Below are 25,206 nucleotides of genomic sequence, written 5' to 3'. Positions count from 1 at the left end.
GGGAGATTGGATATATGATCGATCGAGAGAAACAATTAAATTAAACGCCAATCATGCCCAAAACAGTAGCCGATTTAATGACTCGCGAACCCCTGACAGCGCGAGCAGAAATGTCCGTGAAGGAAGCGATTAAAATTTTAGCTGCTCGCCGGATTAGCGGCCTTCCGGTTGTAGATGCCAATGATTTGTTAATCGGTGTCATATCCGAAACCGACTTGATGTGGCAGGAAACAGGTGTAACTCCCCCCACTTACATCATGATACTCGACAGCGTGATTTACTTAGAAAATCCATCTCGTTACGAGCAAGAACTCCACAAAGCTTTAGGACAAACAGTAGGAGAAGTTATGAGCCGAGAACCCATTAGCATCAGCCCAAAAAAATCAGTCCAAGAAGCAGCCAAACTTCTACACGAGCGCAAAATCCACCGATTACCGGTGATCGATCCGAATGGTAAAGTAATTGGTATCCTCACTAGGGGAGATATTGTCCGAGCAATGGTAGCTGAACTTTAATTGGCTCCTATATTGATAGGCATTGACCAAAAAAATATTTTATCAAATCTTTAGTTTGTGATTTTGTGTCAATTCCCAATTCCCAATTCCCAATTCCCAATTCCCAATTCCCAATTCCCAATTCCCAATTACCAATTACCAATTAGCAAATTTAAAAATCCATGAGCCTTAACCCTGAGTCTGTCGAACAATTGCTGAATTCCGAGGATTTTGGCGATCGCCTCCGTGCTGTCAATCAACTGCGTCAACTAGAACCAGCCATCGCCTATAAACTGATTCAAACTGCGATCGGCGACAAAAACGTCCGCGTTCGTTACGCCGCCGTCAGCCAAATGTCAACCCTCGGTACAGAGAATCTCTCCAACGCCTTAGAGGTACTGCTTCACAGCTTGAACAACGACCCCGAACCCGACGTCCAAGCAGCAGCAGCCGATGCTTTGGGTGCTTTGAAATTAACCGATGCTCTAGCAGATTTACAGCAAGTTTACGACAAGACATCCGAGTGGCTAGTTCAACTCAGCATCGTCGCAGCCTTGGGAGAAATGGGAGATCCCAAAGCATTTCCCATGTTAGAAAATGCCTTAGCTTCCGACAATGAATTGATCCAAACCATTGCGATCAGTGCATTAGGAGAATTGAGAGATCCGCGAGCCATTCCCCTACTCCTCCCCTACGCTACCAACGCAGATTGGCAAATCCGTTACCGAGTCGCCCAAGCTCTCCGACGGTTAGGCGGTGCAGAAGCAGAAGCAGCTCTGGAAATTCTCACCAAAGATGAAGTTGAGCAAGTTGCTGTGGAAGCCAAAGGAGCCTAGGAAAAATTTAGATTTTAGATTTGAGATTCATTGATAATTTTAATCTCAAATCTAAATTTTAATTGGCATCAGAATTATTCACCTCTCTATTCTCTTCCTCTGTGTACTCTGTGTCCTCTGTGTCCTCTGCGGTTAAATAATTCCCAGATAAATAGAAAATGTGAAATTCGCTTTTTAAAGCTAAAGTCGAAAAATGACAATCGATTGAAATTTAAATTGTGCGGGAATATATACGGAAAACAAGTACAGCAGTTGTAGATATGAGATAAGCCAATCTCAATTTTTATAACTCACCATGTTTGAACAAATCAATAATTCCGCCACTCAACCTTTAGACATCTTAAACGAAGGGGGTTTGGCCCCTGAACGTTTTGCCAGTGCAACGAATCAATCTTTTGTTGATAAAGTTCTCGAACTTACCAACATAGAACGAACTAAATTTGGTTTGTCAGCCCTGACTTTCAATGCTCAGTTGCTGAATGCGGCGGCAAATCACACCGAAAATATGGCCCTGCAAGACTTCTTTTCTCATACCGGAAAAGATGGTTCTTCGATCGGCAGTCGGATTACTGCAACGGGCTATAAATTCTCAGCGGCGGCGGAAAACATTGCTGCGGGTTCTTCTACACCGGAACAAGTTGTAGCTTCCTGGATGAACAGTGCTGGCCACCGTGCTAATATTCTCGATCCTAAGCTGAAAGAAATTGGCATTGGTTACTATTTTTTAGCCAATGATACTGGTACTGAAAATTGGAATCACTATTGGACGCAAGTGTTTGCTACTTCTCTTGACGGTACCACTACACCCATATCTACTCCCACTCCTATTCCTACTCCTACTCCCACTCCCACTCCCACTCCTATTCCCACTCCCACTCCTACCCCAAATCTATCTGCATCTATCACCACACCGATCGCCAATGCTACAGGCGATGGCAGCCCGACGACAGCCCCCAAAAATACAGTCAGCGGTGGCAATTATTTCTTATCTGACAGTGGGGATGCTCAGTTGCCGACAAGTCCTGGGGGATTGCCAATTTTTGCCCTTTCTGGGAAAGACAATCTCACCGGAGGAGAAGGTGCAGATACTATTAATGGAATGCAAGGTGCGGATACTATTAATGGTGGTGGGGGTAATGACAGTTTATCCGGTGGCAAAGAATCAGATTTAATTGATGGGGGTGTTGGTAATGATTTTATCAGCGGTAACAATGATAACGATCGCCTGATTGGAGGAGACGGTAACGACACTCTCCGTGGTGGCAAAGAAGATGATATCTTGATTGGCGGTAATGGCGATGATTTGTTAGGGGGCGATCGCGGTCAAGATATTCTGACTGGCGGTGGTGGCAATGATACCTTTATTCTAGCCGGTGGTTTGTCTGCGGTCACTACTTTAGCAAATGCAGATGTAATCGTCGATTTTGTGGCTGGGGATAAAATTGGTTTGACTGATGGTATTGGGTTTACCAACTTGACTTTTGAGTCTGTGAATTTGCAGTTGGATGGAAGTGCAAGCGTTGTTTCTACCGCGATTAAATCTGGTAGCAATTATTTGGGAATTGTCCAAGGTGTAAGTCAAAGTCAGCTTACATCGAGTGTTTTTATTAATGGATAATAGAGCATATCCCTGGTTTATGAAATGCTGTAGGGACACTCAAGCGTGTTCATTGATGTCAACTTAAGGTCAAACCCGCAGTCCGGCAGGGGTTGAAACCCCTGCCTCAAAGCTCAAGTCCTCTCAAGAGGACTCATGAGTTCTTCAGTCCTCTTTAGAGGACTTGTGCTATTAGACAGGGAATTCATTCCCTGGCGGACTATGGGAACCGTGGCAGACTTGGCGGGCTGACAGCTTAAAGTTGACACCTATGACACGGCCATGCCCAAGGAGTGTCAACAATCAGGTAAAACCGATAGTCCGACAGAAGTCTCAACCCCTGTCTAATAGCTAAAGTCCTCTAAAAGAGGACTAATGAGTTGAACATTCTTCTCTTCAGTCCTCTTGAGAGGACTTTAGCTTTGAGACAGGGGTTGAGACTTCTGGCGCCAGGGCGGGCCCACAGACGGACTTGGCGGGCTTTCAGGCTTAAGTTGACACTCCTTGGGCTCTTGGAGTGTCCCTACGACGGGGATTGATCCGATTATTTAGATAGGTTGAGTGGTTTTATGCTTACGCACAGCGCGATCGCCCTTTTTGACTATGACATCGCCGAGCAACTATACTCCGGCTCCCGCACCCTCGTGTACCGGGCTGTGCGAAAAGCAGACCAACAACCCGTTGTCATCAAACTGCTGAGTAATGAGCATCCGAGTTTTGGCGAACTCGTGCAGTTTCGCAATCAATACACGATCGCCAAAAACCTCAACTCCCCCGGCATCATTCAATCTTACGGTCTCGAACCCTACCGTAACGGCTACGCTATGGTCATGGAAGACTTTGGCGGCATTTCGCTCGGCCAGTTCGCGCTGGGCAAACCCCTGTGCCTCGATGTATTCTACCCGATCGCCCTGCAAATCGCCGACATCCTGCACCACCTCTACCGCAACCGCATCATCCACAAAGACATCAAACTTGCCAACATCCTGATTAACCCAGACACCCAGCAAGTCAAGCTGATAGACTTTTCCATTGCCTCACTGCTGCCGCGCGAAACCCCAGAAATTCAAAATCCGAACATTCTCGAAGGTACTCTCGCTTACCTCTCCCCCGAACAGACTGGGCGGATGAACCGAGGCATCGACTACCGCAGCGATTTCTACTCCCTCGGTGTCAGCTTCTACCAACTGCTAACAGGACAACTGCCGTTTCAGTCCCAAGATCCGATGGAATTGGTGCATTCTCACCTGGCAAAGCAACCAACCGCCATCCACAGCATCAATCCTGCGATTCCACCGATGCTGTCTGAAATCGTCGCCAAGTTGATGGCGAAAAATGCTGAAGACCGCTATCAGAGCGCATTAGGACTCAAGCACGACCTGGAACTCTGTCTGACTCAATATCAAGAGAAGGGAAATCATGTCCGGTTTACGCTAGGAGAGCGCGACATCTGCGATCGCTTTTTGATTCCCGAACGCCTCTACGGCAGAGAATCCGCAGTAATCGAGCTGCTGAGTGCCTTTAACCGTGTCAGTGAGGGCAAAACTGAACTGCTGCTGGTAGCGGGCTTTTCTGGTATCGGCAAGACAGCAGTTGTGAATGAAGTACATAAGCCCATTGTCAGGCAACGGGGCTACTTTATTAAAGGCAAATTCGATCAATTTAATCGCAATGTTCCCTTGTCAGCATTTGTGCAAGCCTTGCGGGATTTGATGGGGCAATTACTCTCGGAATCTGATACAGAACTGGCGCAATGGCAAGCTCAAATTTCATCTGCTGTGGGCGACAATGGACAAGTTTTAATTGAGGTAATTCCCGAACTAGAGCAGGTGATTGGTCAACAACCGACTGTACCAGAATTATCGGGGAGTGCGGCACAGAATCGGTTTAATTTATTGTTTCAAAAATTCATTGAAGTATTTACCACAAAAAAGCATCCCTTGGTAATGTTTTTGGATGATTTGCAATGGGCTGATTCAGCTTCTTTAGAGTTGATCAAAATATTGATGAATGGTAATAGCTATTTGCTGATGCTTGGTGCTTATCGAGATAACGAAGTGTCGTCTGCTCACCCATTTATTTTGACAGTAGCAGAACTCAGAAAAAACAAAGCAATCGTAAATACAATTACCCTTGCACCATTAGCCTTTACTGATACAAATCATCTGGTGGCAGATACATTGAATTGTTCACCAGAATTGGCGCAACCTTTGACAGAGTTAATCGATCGCAAAACCCACGGCAATCCCTTTTTTACCACCCAGTTTCTCAAAGCATTGTATGAAGAGAAATATATTACCTTTAATGGCGACAATCGCTATTGGGAATGCGATATTGCTCAAGTGAATGCGCTGGCGATCGCTGATGATGTTGTTGAGTTTATGGCATTGCAATTGCAGAAGTTGCCGATCGCAACTCAGGACGTACTAAAACTAGCAGCTTGTATTGGCAATCAGTTTGATTTGACAACCTTGGCGATCGTTTTAGAACAATCACCCACTGACGCAGCCACAGCATTGTGGAAAGCCTTGCAAGAAGGCTTGATTTTGCCCGCGAGTCAGGTGTACAAGTTCTTTCAGGGTACAGAAAAATCGACTATTGAGAATCCTGTTAATCCAAAATATCGATTTTTGCACGATCGCATCCAACAAGCAGCCTATTCATTAATTCCAGACGACCAAAAACAGGCAACTCATCTGAACATTGGTCAATTAATCCGGTCTAGCACTTCTGAAGCTGATCTAGAAACTAATATTATCTTTGAAATTGTTGGTCATCTCAATATCAGCAGCAATCTCATCACTCGAACAGATGAAAAGATTGAGCTAGCCAAACTTAATTTTATTGCAGGACGAAAAGCAAAAGCCTCAATCGCCTATGATGCATCTCTAGAATACTTTAATCTAGCGATTAATCTTTTGCAAGATGATATATGGCAAGTCGATTATGCCTTTAGTTTAACTCTACATAAAGGAGCGACGGAGATTTCTTATCTGTGCAAAAAAAATGAACTGATGCAGCAGCTTGCAGAGATTGTTATTAGTCAATCTAAAACGGTCTTAGATCGGATTAAGGTGCATGAAATTCAAATCCTGGCACAGATTGCTCAGGCAGACTTGCAAACAGCAATTGCCTCAGCCGTCGATATTTTGAAGCAATTAGGCATTGATTTACCAATGGAGCCAAGTGTTGCTGATATCCAATCAATTCAAGCAGAAATCACAACTCTTTTACCTGCATCAAGTTTACAGAGTCTGTTACATCTGCCGCCTATGACAGATGCGAAACTAATGGCAGCTTTAACTATTCTAGATAGTATTCATGCTGCCAGCTATCTCTACAATCAAGCTTTATTTGCCCTAGTGATCTTGACTGAAGTAAAATTATCACTTTTACACGGAAACTCTCCCCTTTCATTTATTGCTTATGCAGGGTATGGTTGCTTATTGATGAATGTTTTTCAGCAGCCAGAGTTGGGCTATCAATTTGGGCTATTAAGTCTGGAGATGAGCGATCGATTTGGCGATCGCTCTGTCGAAGCACAGGCTATTCATTTAGTTACCAGCTTTATCCTGCCTCACAAACAATCTCTGCGAGACTATGCTCCAATCCGCCAACGAGGGATAGTCGCCGCCATCGAAAGTAGCAACATAGAAAGTTTAGGCTGGCATTATGTTAGTGATGCTGTTGATTTATTTTTCCTAGGCACAACGTTGACAGATATGGAATCTAAGCTAGTCGTCTATGGAGATAGGTTGCTCCAGCTTAACCAAATATTTCAATTAACGACCGTACAAATTGTCCATCAATCAACACTCAACTTGCTTGGTCGGTCTGAGGAGCCTAGTGTACTAGTAGGCGAGGTCTTTGATGAGGTGGCTGTCATTGCTAGTTGTCAAACTGTCGATACCCACGGAACGTTAGCAATAATGGGGATATTCAAGGTGATTCTCAACGGCATCCTTGATAACCCAGATCGGGCAAGAGAAGCAGCGGAATGGGTGCGACCTTATGTCTCTTCACTCCCTGGAAATACGTGTTGGTGCTGGTTCTATTACTACGATACCCTTAGACGATAATCCTGATGTGCCAATCAAATTAATTCAGTATGTTAAACGCACTCAATCTGTGGTGGTAATCGACAACTTACAAACAGATTTACCCGTTATTGATGATTATCTGATTCAACGTAATCCTAAGAGTGTGCTGTGTTTGCCAATTCTCAATCAAGGACATTTGGCGGGCATTCTTTACCTAAGAAATGAAATGACTGCGGGGGTATTCACGAGCGATCGCCTGACAGTAATTAATTTCCTCTGTATCCAAGCTGCTATTTCCTTAGAAAATGCCCAACTTTACCAAAATCTGCAACGCTCAGAAGCCAATGAGCATGAAAAAGCAACAGAATTAGCGCAAATGCTGACAATACTTCAGTTGCGAAACAAAAAATTGGCTTTTCGGGCAGATGTGGATGCCGGATTAACAACTCATGAAAATCTCTCTGATATGCTGCAATCCACTACAGAAGCAATTGTGCAACATCTAGATGCAGCCTTTTCCCGCATCTGGACTTTGAATTCTGCTGAAAATGTTTTAGAACTCCAAGCTAGTGCTGGACAATACACTCATTTAGATGGTTCCCATGCTCGTGTTCCCGTGGGAAAATTTAAGATCGGGCTGATTGCTGAAGAATGTTGCCCCCATTTAACTAATGATGTATTAAATGATCCACGAGTAGGCGATAAAGAATGGGCAAAACGGGAAGGGATGATTGCCTTTGCTGGTTATCCGCTGATTGTTGAAAATCAAATTATGGGCGTAATGGCAATGTTTGCGCGTCATACTCTAGATGATGAAATCTTAGAGGTATTAAGTTCAGTTGCTGATGAAATTGCTTCAGCAATTAAACGTAAGTATATCCAAAAAGCCTTGCAAGAGTCAGAGATAGAGCTACGGCAAAAATCACAACAGATTGAACAGGCATTTCAACAACTCCAGCAAACCCAACTACAAATGGTGCAAAGTGAAAAAATGTCAGCCTTGGGTAACTTGGTGGCGGGGGTTGCTCATGAGATTAATAACCCTATTGGTTTCCTTGGGGGCAATATTAAACCCGCCCTAGATTACATTAATGATTTGTTTGGATTAATCGATTTGGTTCAAAAAAAATACCCACAATTAGACCCAGAAATTCAGGAGGAAATGGAAACCATTGATCTTGAATATATTCGAGAAGATTTTCCTAATTTAATTGCTTCCATGAAGGAAGGAGTAAGTCGAATTCGAGATATCAGCACAAGTTTGCGAACTTTCTCCCGTGCGGATACCGATCGCCCCGTAGCTTGCAATATTCACGATGGGATTAATAGTACAATTATGATCCTCAAACATCGTCTCAAAGCTAATGAGAATCGCCCAGAAATTGAAGTTATTAAAGACTATGGTAATTTAGCCAAAATAGAATGTTATGCCGGACAGTTAAACCAAGTGTTTATGAATATTTTAGGGAATGCGATCGATGCTTTGGATGAATCTAATCATGGACGTAGTTTTGCGGAAATTCAAGCCAAGCCTAACTGTATTACCATTACAACCTCAGTGGAAAATAATAGCGTTAAAATTGCGATCGCAGATAACGGTAAGGGTATGAATGAAGAAGTCAAAGCAAAGGTTTTTGACCATTTATTTACTACGAAAGAAGTCGGAAAAGGTACGGGGTTGGGTTTGGCGATCGCTTATCAAATTGTCACCGAGAAACATGGTGGCACGATTTCAGTTAATTCAGCACCGGGCAAGGGTACCGAATTTGCGATCGCGCTCCCGATATTTATAGAGGATACGGCAGTGCCGTGTCCCTACCATGATTAATTGTAGGGATACGGCACTGCCCATTGGTGTCAACTTAAGCCTGAAAGCCCTGAGAAATCTGGTTTTTACCTGAGTCTAGATCCCCCTAAATCCCCCGATCGAAGGGGGACTTTGATCGGACTCCTGTCCCCCCCTTCTTAAGGGGGGCTAGGGGGGATCTAGATTTAATAGTCTTGCCAGCAGTCTCTGACTGGGTTTGACGTTAAGTTGACACCAATGGTCAGTGCTGTGTCCCTACTATAATATTGAACGTACCTGATCAAACTGCAATCTTATGAAAAAAGTAGCGGTTTTTGGCAATACTGGAGGCGGTAAATCAACTCTCAGCAAGAGATTATCCGAAATCACTGGTTTGCCACTTTACATTTTGGATAAGATTCAATATCAATCAGGTGGCGCTGAAGTTCCCCATGAAGAATATAAGCGTGCCCACGATCAAATTTTGGCTAATGAGCGATGGATTATAGACGGATTTGGTTGTATGGAAACTCTCTGGCCGCGACTCAATGAGGCGGATAGTCTGGTTTTTGTGGATCTGCCGCTATACGTGCATTTCTGGTGGGTGACTAAACGGATGATTTCAGGTGGCTTTAAACCGCCAGAAGGCTGGCCGGAAAAAAGTCCGATCTTGAAGAGTTCTATTAATAGTTATCGCAATCTTTGGTTGTGTTATAAGTATTTGACTCCCAAATATCGCGAATATGTCGATCGCGCTAAAAATACCAAAAGCGTTTATCACCTCAGATCCACTGAAGAGATTTCACAATTTTTGGAAGGGGATAGGGGATAGGGCATCGGGCATGGGGCATCGGGCATGGGGCATCGGGGATAGGGCATCGGGTATCGGGTATTGGAAGTCGAAAATTAGGAATGAAAATTTAATAACTTCACTATCTACTCAATTGTCGGAACAGCACGGTAATTCCATTTTGGCAAATATTCATCAAAAATAATTTTCATTGTCTCCTTTGACCATAAAGATGAAATGTTAAGTACATTGATATTCACTCATTTGTTTATTATACCTTGCTTGTGTTATTAAATTTTCATTCCTTATTCAGTGGAATGTCGATCGCAAACTCTGCACCTTTTCCAGGAGCAGAAAAACACTGCAAATTGCCATTGTGTTGCTCAGTCATAATCTGATAACTAATTGATAGCCCTAATCCAGTACCTTTACCTTCTTGTTTGGTGGTGAAGAAAGGAGAAAACAATTTTTGTCGAACCTCTTCTTTCATTCCCACACCATTATCGACGATCCGAACCCTTACTTGGTTGGAGTTTAGGCTGGTACAAATAGTAATTGTGTTCGGATTTATTTCTAATTGGGCATAGGATTTACCTTGATTAGATTCTTCCAAGGCATCGATCGCATTTGCCAGCAGATTCATAAATACTTGATTGATTTGTCCCACATAACATTCTACCAAAGGCAATTCCCCATATTCCTTCACAACTTTGATGGCTGGACGCCTAGGGTTTGCTTTGAGGCGATGGGAAAGAATAATCAACGTTGTGTCTATATTTTTTCAGTGTGTACCAATTGCAGTTGAGTAGATTGAAGTTTTTGTACAAGTTCATTTAACTGCTGAGATTTCTCTTTTTCAAGGCTGTAAAGTCTAATATTTTCAACATATAGCTGTTGAATTATTTCGCTTTTTCGCATTCGTTCTATTTCCATCGATGCTCTCGCTGCGAATATCTTGAGGATGTCTTCATAGAGTTCTGGATCGAGCATCGGTTGATTGTCGAGGAGGCAAATAGTGCCTATATATTTACCTGTTGAATCTTGCAATGCAACTCCCAGATAACTTTCAGCGTTCATTTCTACTAAATTTGGATCGTCTGGGAATACGCTTTGTAACTCACAAGGGCAGTGATATATAGTTTTTTCGCAGGAAGAACCCATGAAAATGCCACAGGGCGCTGGTTTAGGGTCAAAAGTTATATTTTGTTGCAACTGATTCTTCGTCCAAATCGCGAGGGTGTGGAGTTGCTCGCCGATCAATTCTGAGATGAAAACATGAGGAATATTCAGTGTGAGAGCTAAGTCAGTTGCTAAAGATAGAAAAAAATCTTCTCCTGTGAGAGTAGCCATATTCAGCGCTAAACGCTTTAAGGCGGTGGCGATAAATTCTGTTCTCTGGATATCTCTTGGTAAACTGACCAAGGATATTGGCTCTGAACCGTCAATATTTTGGGGAACGTTCATCATCTGTGATCTGTTGAAAAAATTGGACTCAGACCGATTCTAAATCAAGGAGCTAATTCAGAGCGGTATGAGGATTATATCCTTGATTTTATTGGTGTTTGGTGCAACTTGATTACTTGGGAACGATCGATGCTACAGCCGATCGCAAATTCCCTTGAAATTCGCCCAAAATGCGATCGCACTCCTCCTTCTCCAAACCAGTCCAGTGCATCATCAAAGCCAACTTCACAGACTTACCACTTTTTTCGAGCAAAAACCCCGCTTCCTCCCGATTCAAATCAGTCAAATCTTGTAACATTCCTAAAGCCCGATCGCGTAACTTCTGATTAGTTACAGCCACATCAACCATCCGATTGCCATAAACCTTACCCAGCTTGACCATTACCCCAGTTGAAATAATATTCAAAGCCATTTTTGTCACCGTACCCGCCTTTAAGCGCGTCGAACCCGCCACTATCTCCGGGCCAACCAACAAGCGAATATTCACATCAGCCTCAAAACTCACTTGTTCAGCGGGTACACAGGCGATAAACACCGTTTTTGCACCCCGCTGACGGGCAGCCTGCAAAGCACCTGCTACAAACGGTGTCGTACCCCCAGCCGTGATGCCAATGACCACATCGAGATTGGTAATATGACGGTGGGCGATCGCCTCTGCCCCATCTTGAGCCCGATCCTCCAAATCCTCCGAACTCCGCACCAGAGCTCCAGCACCCCCAGCAATAATCCCCTGTACCAGCTCTGGTGGCGTGCAGAAGGTGGGCGGACACTCAGCCGCGTCCAGTACCCCCAAACGCCCAGAAGTACCCGCACCGACGTAAAACAGGCGGCCTCCTTGACGGAGACACTCAGCAGCGATGTCAATGGTTTGGGCTAAATGCTCGCGGGCTTGAGCAATCGCCTTTAAAGTTTGAGCGTCTTCCCGGTTGAACAAGTCCACCAATTCGATCGAACTTAGCCGATCTAAATTCTCACTATTGGCATTCACCTGTTCCGTCAGCAGATGCCCCCGTTCTTCCAAATTCTTCATTTTGTGTCAAGTGTGAATATTACAAAAGTCCTTCAAGTCGGCGGCGAATAGAGTCTAGTTCGCTTTGGGAGACATCAGTATCAGGCTTTGGTTGGGGCTGAGAGCTCCACTCTGTCTGTGCTACATTGTTTTCGGGCGGAATTTCCAGCGCCCCTGCCGGCACCAGTTCCCAGTCATAATCGACACTATCGCAGAAATCCTTAATTTCTTCCTCGTCGATCGCCTCGACAGTAGGTTCGGGAAAATCCTGAGCTTCCAACATCACGCCAAAGCGGATGGCGTCGTCTTCTGACTCAAACATGAGAACCTTATTGCGATCGCCGAGTTGAATGGTATGAATTCCTTCATTCTCCGTGCGGGCATTGAAGAGTAAGACGAACACTCGCATAAGTTTACAAACTTTCCTAACCAGCGTTTTTTTATCTTAGGATCGATCGGTCGATTTTTGATTTTTGATTTTTGACCTGAGACTTACTCCCGCGAGAAAGTGGCACTCTAGAATGTTGAATATGGCCCAGAATGGGGCAGTGCTTTCACCATCCCTGTGGTTGGCGACTGACTTGCTGGTGAGATGGATATCTTTTAGGCTGCTGAAAGCCAGCGCTGCATGCGATAGCATTAGCATCGGGGAGTGTCATATAAAATTCTCTCTTCATCGTCCTGTATTAAACTCTCTCTTCTCTTGCTTCGCGTACTTCGCGCCTTCGCGGTTAAATCATTCCCATACAACCGGAATTGATATCAATTCCTGAATTCTCCGAATCTCTCTCAGAGACAACCATGACTAACTCTCCCGATGACAAAAATCAACTCGCACCCCCTCCCACTGTTCGCTGGTGGCGTCCTCTACTGCTTAGCGGTACGGGATTGGGGATTGTCGCCCTGGTGGGGGCGGCCGCTGCTGCTGCTTGGTGGATTCCCGAAAAGTTAGCTCCTGTGGTGGAAACTGAAGTTACTAAGCTAGTGAAACGCCCGGTGCACATTGGACGTTTGGAGAGATTTTCTCCCACAAGTTTGCGATTTGGTCGATCGAGCCTACCTGCAACTGCTACCGATCCCGATTATGCCTCTACCGAAGCAGTGGAAGTGCAATTTTCACTCTGGCAACTGTTGTTCCACCGCACTCTCAAGTTAGATATTACCTTAGTCAAACCCAACGCTTATATCGAACAGGACGAACGAGGAGTTTGGGTTAATATTCCCACTCTCGACAAGCCGAAATCTCCCAGTTTATTTAAAACCGAAATTGGTGCAATTAGAGTTGAAAATGTCGGTGCAGTATTGGCTCCTGCTCCAGCATTGGGCTTAAAAAAACCTCTGCCCATTTCTGTAATTATTAAAAGAGGTAGCGCTCAATTTTCGCAGCAAAACCAGCGAGTTATTTATGAATTAAATGGTAATTTTACCAATAGTGATAATTTTATTATTAAGGCTGATTCTCTGTTGAGTACAGCTCAGACTAATATACAGATGCAAGGTCAAAAATTGCCTTTGTCTTACCTAGTTCAGTTGCTAAGAGTTCCTGATGTTTATTTCGATAAAGGTCTAGCCAATGGTAATTTAACTGTACAATTACGAGACAATAAAGTATTTGGCATTACCGGAACTTCTGATTTTCAAGGAGTTGATTTAGCCATTAAAGCGCTGAGACAGCCAATCCTAAATAGTAGCGGTCAAGTGCGGTTTCAGGGGACTAATATTATAGTTGATAGTCTGACTGCTAATTACGGTTTGATACCTCTAAAAGTAGCAGGGACAGTGGCAACGGGAGCTAATTTCAATCTGGAGCAATCTAAGTTCGATCTGGTAGCAAATGTGCCACCAGTGACAGCGACAAACATTATCAGCGCACTGGAACAAGAATTAGGTCAAAAAGTAATATTGCCCTTGGTGGCTGCGGGAGAAGTCAAGCTAGATGCTAAATTGAGTGGGACTGTTTCGCAGCCAGTTATGGTAGGTGCGATCGCATCCACCAAACCAGCTATAGTCGATCGCCTACAATTCAAAAATATTAGCACCAACTTTAAACTAGAACGAGGTAGAACAGCCCCAGCCCCAACTCCCAATTCTGTATCTTCAATTCCCCCACTTTCATCCTTAGCTTTGACGTTGAGCGATATTCTGGTGGAGCCTGCTGTTGGTGGTAAAATTGGTGGTAAAGGTCAAATTGATATCGCCTTGGCAAATAACAATTCACCATCGGGTTTGGTGTTTGATTTGCAAGCCGAAAACTTGCCCGCCGACGCGATCGCCCAAATTTACAGTCTCCCAATTCCTGCTACAGTTAAACTTGGGAGCGTCTCAGCTAAAAGTCAAATCTTTGGCCCTTTAAACAATATTCAAGCTAGGGTACAATGGCAAGCACCCCAGGGGAACTTTCCGGCTAGTGGCGAAGTTCGCGCCGGCGGAAATGCGGTGGATTTGCCAAATACCGTTATTAAAATTGGCGATGCTGCTGTGAATGTGAATGCGGCCATCGTCGGCCGTCGATGGCAAGCTTTGATTAAAGGCGATCGAGTTAATCTCAACAGTTTACAGCCAGTTGTACCCGGACTTTCCTTACCTCCTGAATTAGCAAGTTTCTTCAGCGGAACTGCCGAAGCAGCAGGCACTCTCGACAATTTTAGTTTAAATGCGATCGATGCTAGAGCTAAAGGACAATTAAATATAGCTGACAGTATTGTGAATGTTAATGGCGAACTAGCATCGGGGAGTTGGCAAGCTTTTGGTAATACAGAAAAAGTGGCTCTGAATCGACTCATAGATATTGGCTTGCCATTTGTGACTCTTGGTACTTCTAACACTTCAAACGCCGAAAAAATCAATAATATCAACAATCTCAAATCCAAAATTACCAATTTAAAATCGTTTGATGGACAGTTGGCAGGGGAATTTCAAGCTAGGGGAAATATTGACAATGTAACCGCCAAAGTCATCAATGTGAGAGGTAGTGGTAAACTCAATATTGCTGAGAGTAATCTCAATTTCCAGGGAGAATTGGTAGAGGGAAATTGGCAAGGAATTGCAGCAACAGAACGGGTAGCCATCAGTCGCTTAGTAGATTTAGGATTGCCACTGTTAGATGTAGCTTCAGCCTTGAATACTGACAACCAGCCCACGGCAAATCTCAACAATCTCAAATCCAAAATAGCTAATCTCAAATCGATTGATGGACAACTATCAAGTCAATTTCAAGCTACAGGTAGTCTGGACGATTTGACGGCAAAGGGCATTAATGTTGCAGGCCGTGGTCAACTGAATCTGGGTTCAGGCAATGTTAATTTCCAAGGAGAATTAGTAGAGGGAAATTGGCAAGGACTGGCGGAAACCGATCGCACTGCCATCCGCAACTTGGTAGATTTAGGGTTGCCCTTGTTAGATGTAGCCTCAGCGTTTAACACTGACCCTCAGCAAACGGCAAATCTCAACAACCTCAAATCCAAAATAGGTAATTTCAAATCCATTGACGGACAAGTATCCAATCAAATCAAAGTCAGTGGCAGTCTGGAGAAATCAAGCGCAGTTGAGATTGCAGCCAACAGCAGTGGCAAATTAAATATTGCTGATGGTACGGTAGATTTTAAGGCCAAATTAGCCGCCGGACGGTGGCAAGCTGTCGCTAATCTCGATCGCCCTATTCTCAGTCGTTTAGAACAAACAGTCCGCAATCTCCAACTGTTTCCCCTAACGGCGACTTTGCCCACAGGATTTGACGGCAGAATAAACGGCCAACTCCAAGCCGCCGGCAGTTTAGATAACTTGACAGCAAAGGGAATTAGTGCTAGGGGAGAAACGCGGATTTTGGCCAATGGACTTGGGGCGATCGACACTACAGCCCAATTAGAAAACGGCAACTGGCAAGCATTCCTCGAAACCAACGACATCGCCCTAGCCAATCTCCAGCAAACCCTCAAACAAACCGGTTTACTGACAGCAGATTTACCACCAGAAATTGATGGCAATCTCGACGGCAAAATCCGCCTTTTGGGAACAGTAGATAACTTAACCGCCAACGGCATCACCGCCCAGGGCGAAGGACAAATTAGACTGGCCAACGGTGGAGGTACTGTCAATGCCAAAGCCCAAGCCGAATCGGGGAATTGGCGCGCATCAATTAACGGCGGACAAATTGCCCTAAGTCGCTTCCAGAAAGCCTTTGAATCCCAGCGCCAAAACTTGCAATCCCCAGGTTTAGTCTCTCAAGCCCAAAATCTGCCCATACTCCGAGGACTATTTAACGGTAATCTAAATTTATCAGGTCCGATCGCAGCGGGCACGGGGGCACGGGCGGGCACGGGGGAACGGGCGGGCACGGGGGAACGGGCGGGCACGGGGGAACGGGCGGGCACGGGGGAACGGGCGGGCACGGGGGCACGGGCGGACACGGGGGCACGGGCGGGCACGGGGGCACGGGCGGGCACGGGGGCACGGGCGGGCACGGGGGCACGGGCGGGCACGGGGGCACCGCCCCTACAGGATGTTCGCGCTGGTGGCAGTTTTCGCATCTCGGAATTGCCATTTCTCAAACAACCTCTTGAGGCTATATTTAATTGGGATGGCAAACGGGTGGAAATTGAGAACGCTACAATTCCCGGTTTGACAGCCAATGGCATTGTTAACGTCGAACTTGCAGGTAAAGGATTGCCTTCGATTTCTAATCTAGATTTGAATGTCAAACTCGCCAACTTTAACCTGGAAGCCTTACCGACAGAACAACTCGGATTTTTGACACCCATGGGTGCCAAAAAGTCTTCAGAGAATAATCTGCCCCTGCGCGGCAATGTCGATTTTGTCGGCCGCCTCACCGGCACCCTCAGCGCCCTCAGCTTAGTTGGCGATGTGGCTGTGCGAGATTTAGCCGTAAATCAGGTAGCTTTTGACCCCCTACTGGCGGGTACTGTGAATGCAGGTTTGGGCAAAAGTGTAGATTTGCGTCTAGCTGGGCGTCAAGACAAAATCGAAATAGTCTTAAATCCATCTTTCCTACCGACATCTTTCTTAGTCAAACGCGGGGAATCGGTGGCTAGCGGCCAAACTGAGGGCGAAACTCTGCAAGTCAATTTAAGCGATTTCCCCCTCGCAGCTTTGAATCTATCACCTGGTAAAGATGCTGGTTTGGGGCCGATAACTGGTACGGTTTCGGGACAAGTTAACGTGCCCGGTTGGAAAATGCCACTGAATCCGGCGACTTTGCAAGCAAATGGACAAATTGCGATCGCCCAACCAGCGATCGGCTATATTAAAGGTGACAGTTTCCAGGCAGAATTTAGCTATGCTAACGGTAGCGCCACTCTCAACAACGGCGTTTTCCGCCAAGGCAGCGGTCAATACTTAATTTCTGGCAATGTGAAAGCAGGCGCTAACCCGGAATTTGCCGGAAAAGTTAACATCCAACAGGGAAACCTCCAACAAGTTTTAGCCGCCGGGGAATATTTCAATTTAGGAGATTTCGCCAGAGGTTTAAAACCTCCCGTTTACGGTAGGGCCGCCGATGTCCAAACCGTAGCAGTGGGAGTCCCCGAAGCCCCTTTAATCGAACAGTTGCAGCGCTTGGTAGAAATTGAAGAAATTCTCAAACAGCAGCAAGCAGTCACAGCATCGGAACCCTTGCCTCCCTTGGATCAATTGCAAGGCATTTTTGGTGGAGAGATTGCCGTAGCCGGTTCTTTGCAAACCGGAATTCAAGCTAAATTTAATGTCAAAGGTGATAACTGGCGCTGGGGTAAATATGTCGCCCAACAATTCAGCATTGAGGGAGGTTTCCAGGACGGGATTCTAACTATCTTACCTCTGGAAATTCGATCGGGCAAAAGTGCGATCAGCTTTTCTGGACAACTAGGCCAAAAAGCTCAATCCGGGCAGTTGCGGGTGGAAAATTTACCAGTCGAAGAGTTAGCAAAACTGGTGGAATTGCCCTTTGTCGATGTCACGGGCAATTTGAATCTGCGGGCAAACTTGGCCGGCACTTTAGCTAATCCGCAACTAGCCGGAGAATTGAGTTTGCAAGACGGTACTCTCAACAGAGAACCAATTAAAAAAGCCGATGGCAGTTTCAGTTACAGCAACGCCCGTCTGAATTTTGGGGGCAGCGCTTTGGTGACTCAAACCGAACCGATTGAAGTTCAGGGAAGTTTACCCTTTGAGTTGCCTTTTGCCACTGTCAAACCTGATAGCAATCAAATCGATTTGCGGGCCAATTTGCAAAATGAAGGATTGGCCATTATTAATGTCTTGACTCCCCAACTTACTTGGGTTAGTGGCAAGGGACAGGTGCAAATTCGCGTGGGAGGAACCCTGGAACGCCCTGTAGCTCAAGGAATTGCAAATTTTGAAAATGCAACCGTCCGCGCCAAAGCCGTCCCAGAACCGCTCACAGGGCTGACTGGGGCGGTGCGCTTTGAGGGCGATCGCATTCGGGTAGAGGGAATTCGGGGACAGTGGTCCCAGGGAGAAATTGTCGCGCAAGGTGTGATTCCGCTGTCAGTACCTTTTGTTGAGGGTGATGTGGATGGGGCTAGTCCCTTGGCTGTAAATTTAGATAAGTTGGGTTTGGACCTTAAAGGATTGTACCGTGGCAAGGTAGTTGGTCAAGTGCAGGCGATCGGCACTGCTTTGCGGCCGCAGTTGAGTGGCAAAATTGAACTGTATGAGGGCGAGGTATTTTTATCCAGTACAGGTGGTGCGACAAAGTTAGTCTCTGCTGCTGCTGCTTCCCCTAAAACTCCTTCTGCTGCGGTTGAGGTTTCTCCTGCGGTTGAGGTTTCTCCTGCGACTTCCTCTTCTCCTTCCTTTGAAGTCCGTTTAAATGATTTGCGGTTAAACTTGGGGCGTGGAATTCAAGTTAAAAGCCCGCCCATATTGAGTTTTGGGGCGACTGGAGGTTTGACTGTCAACGGTACTCTTGACGATCTGCGCCCGGAGGGTACAATTAGATTGACAAACGGTGCTGTGAATTTGTTTACAACCCAGTTTAGGCTCGATCGAGGATATCCCCAAACTGCTACTTTTATACCATCCCAAGGATTAGACCCGACTCTGGATGTGAGATTAGCAACTTCGGTACAGGAAGTAACCAGATTTCGGACTCCGGGAAATTCTGTCGCATCGGAAATAGCAGATGAACCGAATCTGTTTGGGAATGTGCGGAGTGTACGAGTTCAAGCCTTGGTGAGGGGAAAAGCTTCTGGGTTGGCTGATAGTTTGGAGTTGAGAAGTTCTCCGAATCGATCGCAAATAGAAATTGTCGCACTGTTAGGTGGCAGTTTTATCCAAACTTTAGGTAAGGGAGATAGTACCCTGGCGATCGCCAATTTAGCAGGTGCTGGCTTATTTGGCAACATTCAATCTGTAATTACAAATGCCACGGGATTAACGGAATTCCGGCTATTTCCCACTAGGATTGGTAGCGGAGAAGGGCGCACGGCTAGTGGGGGTTCCACAAGTGGTGGTGCCGGTTCCCTCGGTGTCGGATTGGAAATTGGAGGCGATATTACCCGCAATCTTTCGGCTACTATCATCCGGGTGTTGTCTGCTAATCAGCCCACAGAATTCAATTTGCGCTATCGTTTGAGTGACAAGGTTTTGTTGCGTGGTTCTACTGATTTTCAAGGAGATAATCGAGCAACTGTGGAGTATGAATTAAGATTTTAAAAGGAAATAAGCTCTGGAAACGCAGAAAAACGAAGGATTTAACCACAGAGAACACAGAGGACACAGAGGGAGATCAGAGAGATGAATACAGGACTATGCTAGCGGATTGGATATAACAAACAACCAATAACAAATAACAAATAACAAATAACCAATAACTAAATTGTAATTTCATCCAAAGATGCGATGGTGACATCAGCCTGGGACAAATGACTAGCCTCGGCTTTCCCCCAACAAATCCCAATACAGCCCGCCGCGCCAGCATTTTTACCCATCTGAATATCTCCCGCTGAATCTCCCACCATCAAAGTTGCTGCGGGTTCTACTCCCAGTCTCTCACAAGCTAACAAAAATAATTTAGGATCGGGTTTATTGAGATGCACAGAATCCACACCCATTTCTAACTGAATGTATGCGCCTAATTCGGAACTTTTCACAAAGTTTTTCACGGCTTGAGTCGTAGCAGCCGAAAGAATTCCCAGTTTCAAACCCGCATCTGAGAGAGATTTCAACACTTCTAAACTGCCCACAAATAAGGGAGAAGGCGGACTATTTTTTAACATTGCGTCGGCTTCATCAAAAGCACGTTGGGCAATCGCTAAAGATTCTATCCATCCTCTGCCAGTTTCGGCAATATATCCCGCAGCTACAATTTCGTTTTCCCGGCGGCTACCCACTGCCATCAAGCCCGTGGGGTCGATTTTACCAGCTTCGATACCGAAAGCCATTTGCAATGGCTCTCCAACGCCCGGAATTTGGGCATCTACCAAGCGCGATCGCTTCAGCCCTAAATGTCTCAAAAATTCTTGAGAATCCTCTAGAGTGCCGTCTTTGTCAAAGATAATGGCTTGAATATTAGAGAACGTAATACCCCGACATTTAATAGTTACCAAGAATCAAAACTCCTGAATTTTTATATTTTTTTCTATTTTCTCATCTTTCGATGTTTTTCGCAATTAGTATCGGAATTATTTATCCCTCTCTTCTCTGCCTCTGCGCTCTCTGCGTTCTCTGTGGTTAAATCATTCCGAAACAAACCCCAAGGCATTCTTTTTAGCGATTAAATCCGCAATCATTAAGGTTAATTGAGCAGGCTTAACAGGTTTAGCAATATGCTTGTTAAAACCTGCATCGATCGCCTTTTGTCGCTCTCCATCGCTAGCATAAGCAGTCAGCGCAATGGCTGGAATGTTTCCAGCTTCGGCATCAAGAGAACGAACTTGTTGCATCAAGGAATACCCATCTTCCTCTGGCATTCCAATATCAGATATCAGGATGTCATATTTGTCAAGGTTTTCAGTCAAAGCTGCGATCGCCTCTTTTGCAGAGCCCACCGTCAGCACCTCGGCCCCGTAGTCTTCCAGGACAAATTGCAATAACTCGCGGGTATCCATATCATCATCTACGCTTAAAATCTGCAAACCTTCAAGGCCCCGTCCCCCATCTTTGGAAGTGCTTAAAGGTAGTGTAAATACAGGCGGTTCTACATCACTCGGCGGTGTTAATTCCTGGGGAATTGAAACTAGCGGCAACCTCACAGTCATCGTAGTTCCTTGTCCCTCACCCGGACTTTCAGCTCCCACTGTACCACCATGAAGTTCGACTAAATGACGCACGATGGACAATCCTAATCCTAGCCCTTGATTAGTCTTGGTAGTGCTGGAATCAGCTTGATGGAAACGATCGAATATATACGGCAAAAATTCTGCCCCAATGCCTTTTCCGGTGTCGCTGACACGAATTTGAGCGTGACTGTCGATCGCCTCTAAGACAATTTCTACTCGTCCACCCGATGGAGTAAACTTAATCGAGTTAGATAGCAGATTCCATAGGACTTGTTGCAGCCTGTCAGCATCCCCTAAAACTGTCGCAGAACTCAACTGGGCAAATATTTTGATGTTTTTGGCATCCGCTGATAATTGCACCCCGTCGATCGCACTTTGCACCACTACCAGCAGATCGATCGGACTGGTATCCAGATGCAGTTTACCACTCGTAATCCGGGAAATATCCAGAATATCTTCAATTAACTGAGTTTGGGCGATCGCACTCCGCTCAATCACCTCTAGGGCGCGAGTCACGGCTGCTTCATTAAGTTTGCCAGAGCGCAGCAATTTTGCCCATCCCAGGATGGGAGTCAGGGGGTTACGAAGTTCATGGGAGAGATTCGCCAGAAATTCATCTTTAGCACGGTTGCTGTTTTCTGCTTGTTGACGGGCTAACTGCTCCTGCATCAATAGCTGCGATCGCTCTATCTCAAACTGCTGGCGACTTGTGATATCCTCGATCGACAACAAAATCATCATATCTTGGTCTTCTCGTTGCAGTTTAGAAGCATTCAGCAACATAGTTTTCTGCCCAATCTGCTCAAATACGTGCTCTAACTCAAAGTTTTGAAGCTGAACATCACTCACCAGAATATCTGCTAATATCGATCGCAGTTTGGGAATATTCCATTGCCCATTTCCCAACTCAAACAGTGAAATCTGCGATGTTTCTGGGAAGGAAACCTGAAACGTTTCATAGAAACATCGATTGGCTGTATTCACACATAAATCCGTATCCAGGACGACTAAAGGTGTGGGAACAGTTTCGACGATGGTTTCAGCATAATTTCGGGCTAACTCTAAGGTTTTGGTACTGCGTTTCATAGAATCAATATCGATCCAAACCATTACCACACCATCAATGCGGTTTTCCGTAGTCCGATAAGGACGAATGCGGAGGACGTACCAATATCCCGCTAGAGTTTGAACTTCTTGTTCCCTGGTCTGGAGAGTCTCAATCACCTCCAAAATCATCCCTGACAAATCGGGAACATCAAGATGGGAACGAATATCACTAAAAGGCCGCCCAATATCGGTAGGAATCAGATTGAAAAGTTGCTGTGCCATCGGCGTAAAGCGTCTAATTTTTAAATCGTTTTCCACCATTAAAATCGGAATATTTATACTACCAAGCAAATTGATCAAGTCGTTATTAATATGATGTTGTTCAATATTTCGACTCCGAAGTTCTTCGTTAGTGGTGATCAGTTCTTCATTGGTGGCTTGAATCTCTTCTTTTGCCGTTTCTAGTTCCTCGTTGGTGCTTTGCAGCTCCTCGTTGCTGGATAGGATTTCTTCGTTGGCAACTTTGATATCTTGGTTGAGAATTTCCTGCTGCTGAATTACCGATTGGAGATGTGCTTGAGCCACATTTTTGTCTTCATTCGCGGTGGCCAGTGCCTGTCTCAGTTCCAGAATCTCGCGCTGTAAATCAGCAGGATTCAAGCTTTCAAAATTTACGGTACTGAGGTTGACCGCAGTAAGTAAAGCCTCTTCAAATAGAACCAAAAAGTAGCGTGATTCTGCCCGGGCGGGATGGAAGGGAATCACCTCAAGATTGACGAGACTCGATCGCTCGCCCACAACCAAATTTATCCCTTCTTTTCTCACAACTACGTTCTGCATCAGTGCCTGATACATTGCAGTACGAAGTTCGATGGCTAAGTCTTCCCTTGCCATTGTCAGCAAGTTTAAGCTGGGAATCCCTGGTGTCAGTCTCAAGTAAGCATTGGTATCTCCCCGCACTTGCAGAATGTTCATCTGCTCGTTGACAACCACACCTGTTGGGGCGTAGCGATTCAAAATTAGTTGGTCTGTGTATTGCTGTAAGTCAAACCCATCTGGATCGCTTTCATTAGTGGAGTCAGATTTATTTACTTTAGCAATGGGGTAAGAACTCGTCGCAAAGGAAAATATCTGACTATTTTCAGTAAAAATCTTAGCATAAATTTTGCACTTTTTGTGCAATGAATTAAACAAAGATGAAAATTTTCCAATACTCTCAGAATAGCCTAACAAGAGAAAGCCAGTCTGGTTAAGACTGTAATGAAAAATCGGAATCACTCTTTTTTGCAAAGGATCTGCTAGGTAAATCAGCACATTGCGACAGCTAATGAGATCGAGGTTGGAAAAAGGCGGGTCGCTGGCTAAGTTTTGTCTGGCAAATATACACAATTCGCGGACTGTTTTGTTGATTTTATAGCCTCCTCCTTCCCATATAAAGAAGCGAGTCCGGCGCTCTGGTGAAACGTCGAGCATCTGGTTTTCTAAGTAAAAGCCAGACCTGGCTTTGTTAATGGCGGCTTCGCTAATATCTGTGGCAAAAATCTGGATCTGTGGCTGGGGAGATCGATCGCCCAAAAACTCTAACAAACAAAAGGCGATCGAGTAAACTTCTTCTCCTGTTGAACATCCCGCCACCCAAATCCGTATGGGATTCTTGACTGACTTATTTGCGATAATCGTGGGAAAAACCAGCTCTTTTAGCTGTTGAAAGGCTTCTGGATCGCGAAAAAAACTGGTGACGTGGATCAGCATTTCTTGATACAGCGCATAGACTTCAGGCGGATGGTCTTGCAGATATTGGGCGTAATCTGCCAACGACTCGAGCTTGTACAATACCATTCGTCGTTGGATGCGTCGATCGATCGTAGCGACTTTGTAGTGGGTGAAGTCAACCCCTGTAGTCGATCGCAACAATCCTAAAATACCGGTGCGGACATAGTTGTCTGGGGGTGATTCTGTAACTGTGGTGGTCAATATCGGGGAAGAAAGCCAGGAATCAGCGCGGAAATTTGCCAGTTCCTCGGCAATTTTTTGAGGGGGTAAAACGAAGTCTACATTACCTGTAGCCACTGCGGTATTTGGCATACTATCGAATTTTGCCGAGGCTTCGCATTGAGCAAATGTCACACCTCCGGCTGCTTTAATTGCCTTGATCCCGATGGAACCATCTCCGTCTCCCCCGGATAATACTACGGCCAGGGCCTTGGGTCCGCGATCGGCCGCCAAGGACACCAGAAACGCATCTCCCGGCATATATTTGCCATAAATTTTCTCGCGGGCTGTCAGTTTCAGGACACCGCTGGCTAGTGTCATCTTAGTGTTGGGCGGAATTATGTATACTTGATTCGGCTCTACAGTCGTCCCGTCAACCACCTGACTGACTGGCATTTGTGTGGTTCTGGCGAGAATTTCGGTCAGCAGACTTTCGTGATTGGGGTCTAAGTGCTGAATCAGCACAAAGGCCATACCAGTATCGGTTGGTAAGTGATGGAGTAATTCTGTGAATGCTTCTAGTCCTCCGGCCGAGGCCACAATCCCAACGATGGGAAAGGCGGAATCAACTGTGTTTTGCGGTTCGGGGTCGATGAGGGATAGTGCGATCGATTCTGGTACATTTTCTTCATCAGGCTGATTAGCGACCATAGAAATCTCCATTGTGCCCCCGTTGTCATGGGTGGGGAGGGTCTGACAATCTCAGTGCCTTTAGCTCATCTCAGTCTACACCAATTGTCCTACTTATGAAGGGAATGTCTAAATAAATGTTGTCCTAGGGATTACTCATCTACCTGAGAAAGGCTATACATAAAATAGTAAAGACCTTAGCAAGATTTGGAAATTTCCGTTCCTCCTGCCTTAATCGCCTTGGCGGTTGCTATAACTAATAACCAATAACTAATAACTAAAAAA

At 45.4% G+C, this 25,206-nt stretch carries 12 protein-coding genes and 2 pseudogenes; 8 read left to right on the top strand and 6 right to left on the bottom strand.

Going from position 1 to position 25,206, the window contains the following annotated elements:
• The first annotated feature begins 53 nt into the window (after positions 1–53).
• From P2A85_RS24830 to P2A85_RS24800, 7 genes and pseudogenes are all read left to right on the top strand, one after another.
• Positions 54–515 (top strand): CBS domain-containing protein, encoded by a 462-nt coding sequence (locus P2A85_RS24830; protein ID WP_377476017.1) that lies wholly within the window; start codon positions 54–56, stop codon positions 513–515.
• 161 nt (positions 516–676) lie between these two features.
• Positions 677–1,330, top strand: a complete 654-nt coding sequence (gene nblB, locus P2A85_RS24825; RefSeq protein ID WP_377476016.1) for a phycobilisome degradation protein NblB — start codon at positions 677–679, stop codon at positions 1,328–1,330.
• Between the two features lie 295 nt (positions 1,331–1,625).
• Positions 1,626–2,948, top strand: coding sequence for a CAP domain-containing protein (locus P2A85_RS24820; RefSeq protein ID WP_377476015.1), 1,323 nt, complete (start codon positions 1,626–1,628; stop codon positions 2,946–2,948).
• Between the two features lie 548 nt (positions 2,949–3,496).
• Entirely contained in the window at positions 3,497–7,006 is a 3,510-nt protein-coding gene (locus P2A85_RS24815) for an ATP-binding protein (RefSeq protein WP_377476014.1), read from the top strand.
• Positions 6,939–7,772: pseudogene (locus tag P2A85_RS24810) on the top strand (GAF domain-containing protein); the annotation flags it as partial. The gene P2A85_RS24815 and the pseudogene P2A85_RS24810, both read left to right, overlap by 68 nt.
• Positions 7,773–7,886: 114 nt before the next feature.
• Positions 7,887–8,795 (top strand): annotated as a pseudogene (locus P2A85_RS24805) (sensor histidine kinase); the annotation flags it as partial.
• Positions 8,796–9,069: 274 nt separating this feature from the next.
• Positions 9,070–9,585, top strand: coding sequence for an adenylate kinase (locus tag P2A85_RS24800; RefSeq protein WP_377476013.1), 516 nt, complete (start codon positions 9,070–9,072; stop codon positions 9,583–9,585).
• A gap of 256 nt (positions 9,586–9,841) precedes the next feature.
• On the opposite strand, the gene P2A85_RS24795 is transcribed toward P2A85_RS24800, so the two are convergent.
• From P2A85_RS24795 to P2A85_RS24780, 4 genes are all read right to left on the bottom strand, one after another.
• The gene (locus P2A85_RS24795; RefSeq protein WP_377476012.1) at positions 9,842–10,306 is read right to left on the bottom strand and encodes a sensor histidine kinase; all 465 of its coding nucleotides are present in this window, start codon (positions 10,304–10,306) and stop codon (positions 9,842–9,844) included.
• An 8-nt stretch (positions 10,307–10,314) separates the two neighbouring features.
• The gene (locus tag P2A85_RS24790; protein WP_377476011.1) at positions 10,315–11,010 is read right to left on the bottom strand and encodes a hypothetical protein; all 696 of its coding nucleotides are present in this window, start codon (positions 11,008–11,010) and stop codon (positions 10,315–10,317) included.
• A 109-nt stretch (positions 11,011–11,119) separates the two neighbouring features.
• The gene (murQ, locus tag P2A85_RS24785) at positions 11,120–12,037 is read right to left on the bottom strand and encodes an N-acetylmuramic acid 6-phosphate etherase (RefSeq protein WP_377476010.1); all 918 of its coding nucleotides are present in this window, start codon (positions 12,035–12,037) and stop codon (positions 11,120–11,122) included.
• Positions 12,038–12,056: 19 nt separating this feature from the next.
• On the bottom strand, positions 12,057–12,425 hold the full coding sequence (locus tag P2A85_RS24780; RefSeq protein ID WP_371115527.1) for a DUF3110 domain-containing protein: 369 nt from the start codon (positions 12,423–12,425) through the stop codon (positions 12,057–12,059).
• A gap of 392 nt (positions 12,426–12,817) precedes the next feature.
• Here P2A85_RS24780 and P2A85_RS24775 point away from each other — a divergent pair, with 392 nt between their 5' ends.
• Complete coding sequence (locus P2A85_RS24775; RefSeq protein WP_377476009.1) at positions 12,818–19,687, top strand: translocation/assembly module TamB domain-containing protein; 6,870 nt, start codon at positions 12,818–12,820, stop codon at positions 19,685–19,687.
• 158 nt (positions 19,688–19,845) lie between these two features.
• On the opposite strand, the gene P2A85_RS24770 is transcribed toward P2A85_RS24775, so the two are convergent.
• Positions 19,846–20,580 (bottom strand): HAD family hydrolase, encoded by a 735-nt coding sequence (locus tag P2A85_RS24770; RefSeq protein WP_377476008.1) that lies wholly within the window; start codon positions 20,578–20,580, stop codon positions 19,846–19,848.
• A gap of 129 nt (positions 20,581–20,709) precedes the next feature.
• Positions 20,710–24,942, bottom strand: a complete 4,233-nt coding sequence (locus P2A85_RS24765; protein ID WP_377476007.1) for a chemotaxis protein CheB — start codon at positions 24,940–24,942, stop codon at positions 20,710–20,712.
• Between the last annotated feature and the right edge of the window lie 264 nt (positions 24,943–25,206).

Source organism: Microcoleus anatoxicus (assembly GCF_042465725.1).
Classification (GTDB): domain Bacteria; phylum Cyanobacteriota; class Cyanobacteriia; order Cyanobacteriales; family Microcoleaceae; genus Microcoleus; species Microcoleus anatoxicus.
The sequence above is the reverse complement of the archived record's forward strand: the minus strand, read 5'-3'. Positions and strand labels throughout refer to the sequence as shown.

Bases quoted from the DNA above. Each gene is read 5' to 3' on its own strand.
- P2A85_RS24790 (WP_377476011.1), bottom strand. From the start codon at position 11,010: ATGATGAACGTTCCCCAAAATATTGACGGTTCAGAGCCAATATCCTTG.
- P2A85_RS24775 (WP_377476009.1), top strand. From the start codon at position 12,818: ATGACTAACTCTCCCGATGACAAAAATCAACTCGCACCCCCTCCCACT.
- P2A85_RS24815 (WP_377476014.1), top strand. From the start codon at position 3,497: ATGCTTACGCACAGCGCGATCGCCCTTTTTGACTATGACATCGCCGAG.
- nblB (WP_377476016.1), top strand. From the start codon at position 677: ATGAGCCTTAACCCTGAGTCTGTCGAACAATTGCTGAATTCCGAGGAT.
- murQ (WP_377476010.1), bottom strand. From the start codon at position 12,037: ATGAAGAATTTGGAAGAACGGGGGCATCTGCTGACGGAACAGGTGAAT.
- P2A85_RS24780 (WP_371115527.1), bottom strand. From the start codon at position 12,425: ATGCGAGTGTTCGTCTTACTCTTCAATGCCCGCACGGAGAATGAAGGA.
- P2A85_RS24820 (WP_377476015.1), top strand. From the start codon at position 1,626: ATGTTTGAACAAATCAATAATTCCGCCACTCAACCTTTAGACATCTTA.
- P2A85_RS24765 (WP_377476007.1), bottom strand. From the start codon at position 24,942: ATGGTCGCTAATCAGCCTGATGAAGAAAATGTACCAGAATCGATCGCA.
- P2A85_RS24830 (WP_377476017.1), top strand. From the start codon at position 54: ATGCCCAAAACAGTAGCCGATTTAATGACTCGCGAACCCCTGACAGCG.
- P2A85_RS24800 (WP_377476013.1), top strand. From the start codon at position 9,070: ATGAAAAAAGTAGCGGTTTTTGGCAATACTGGAGGCGGTAAATCAACT.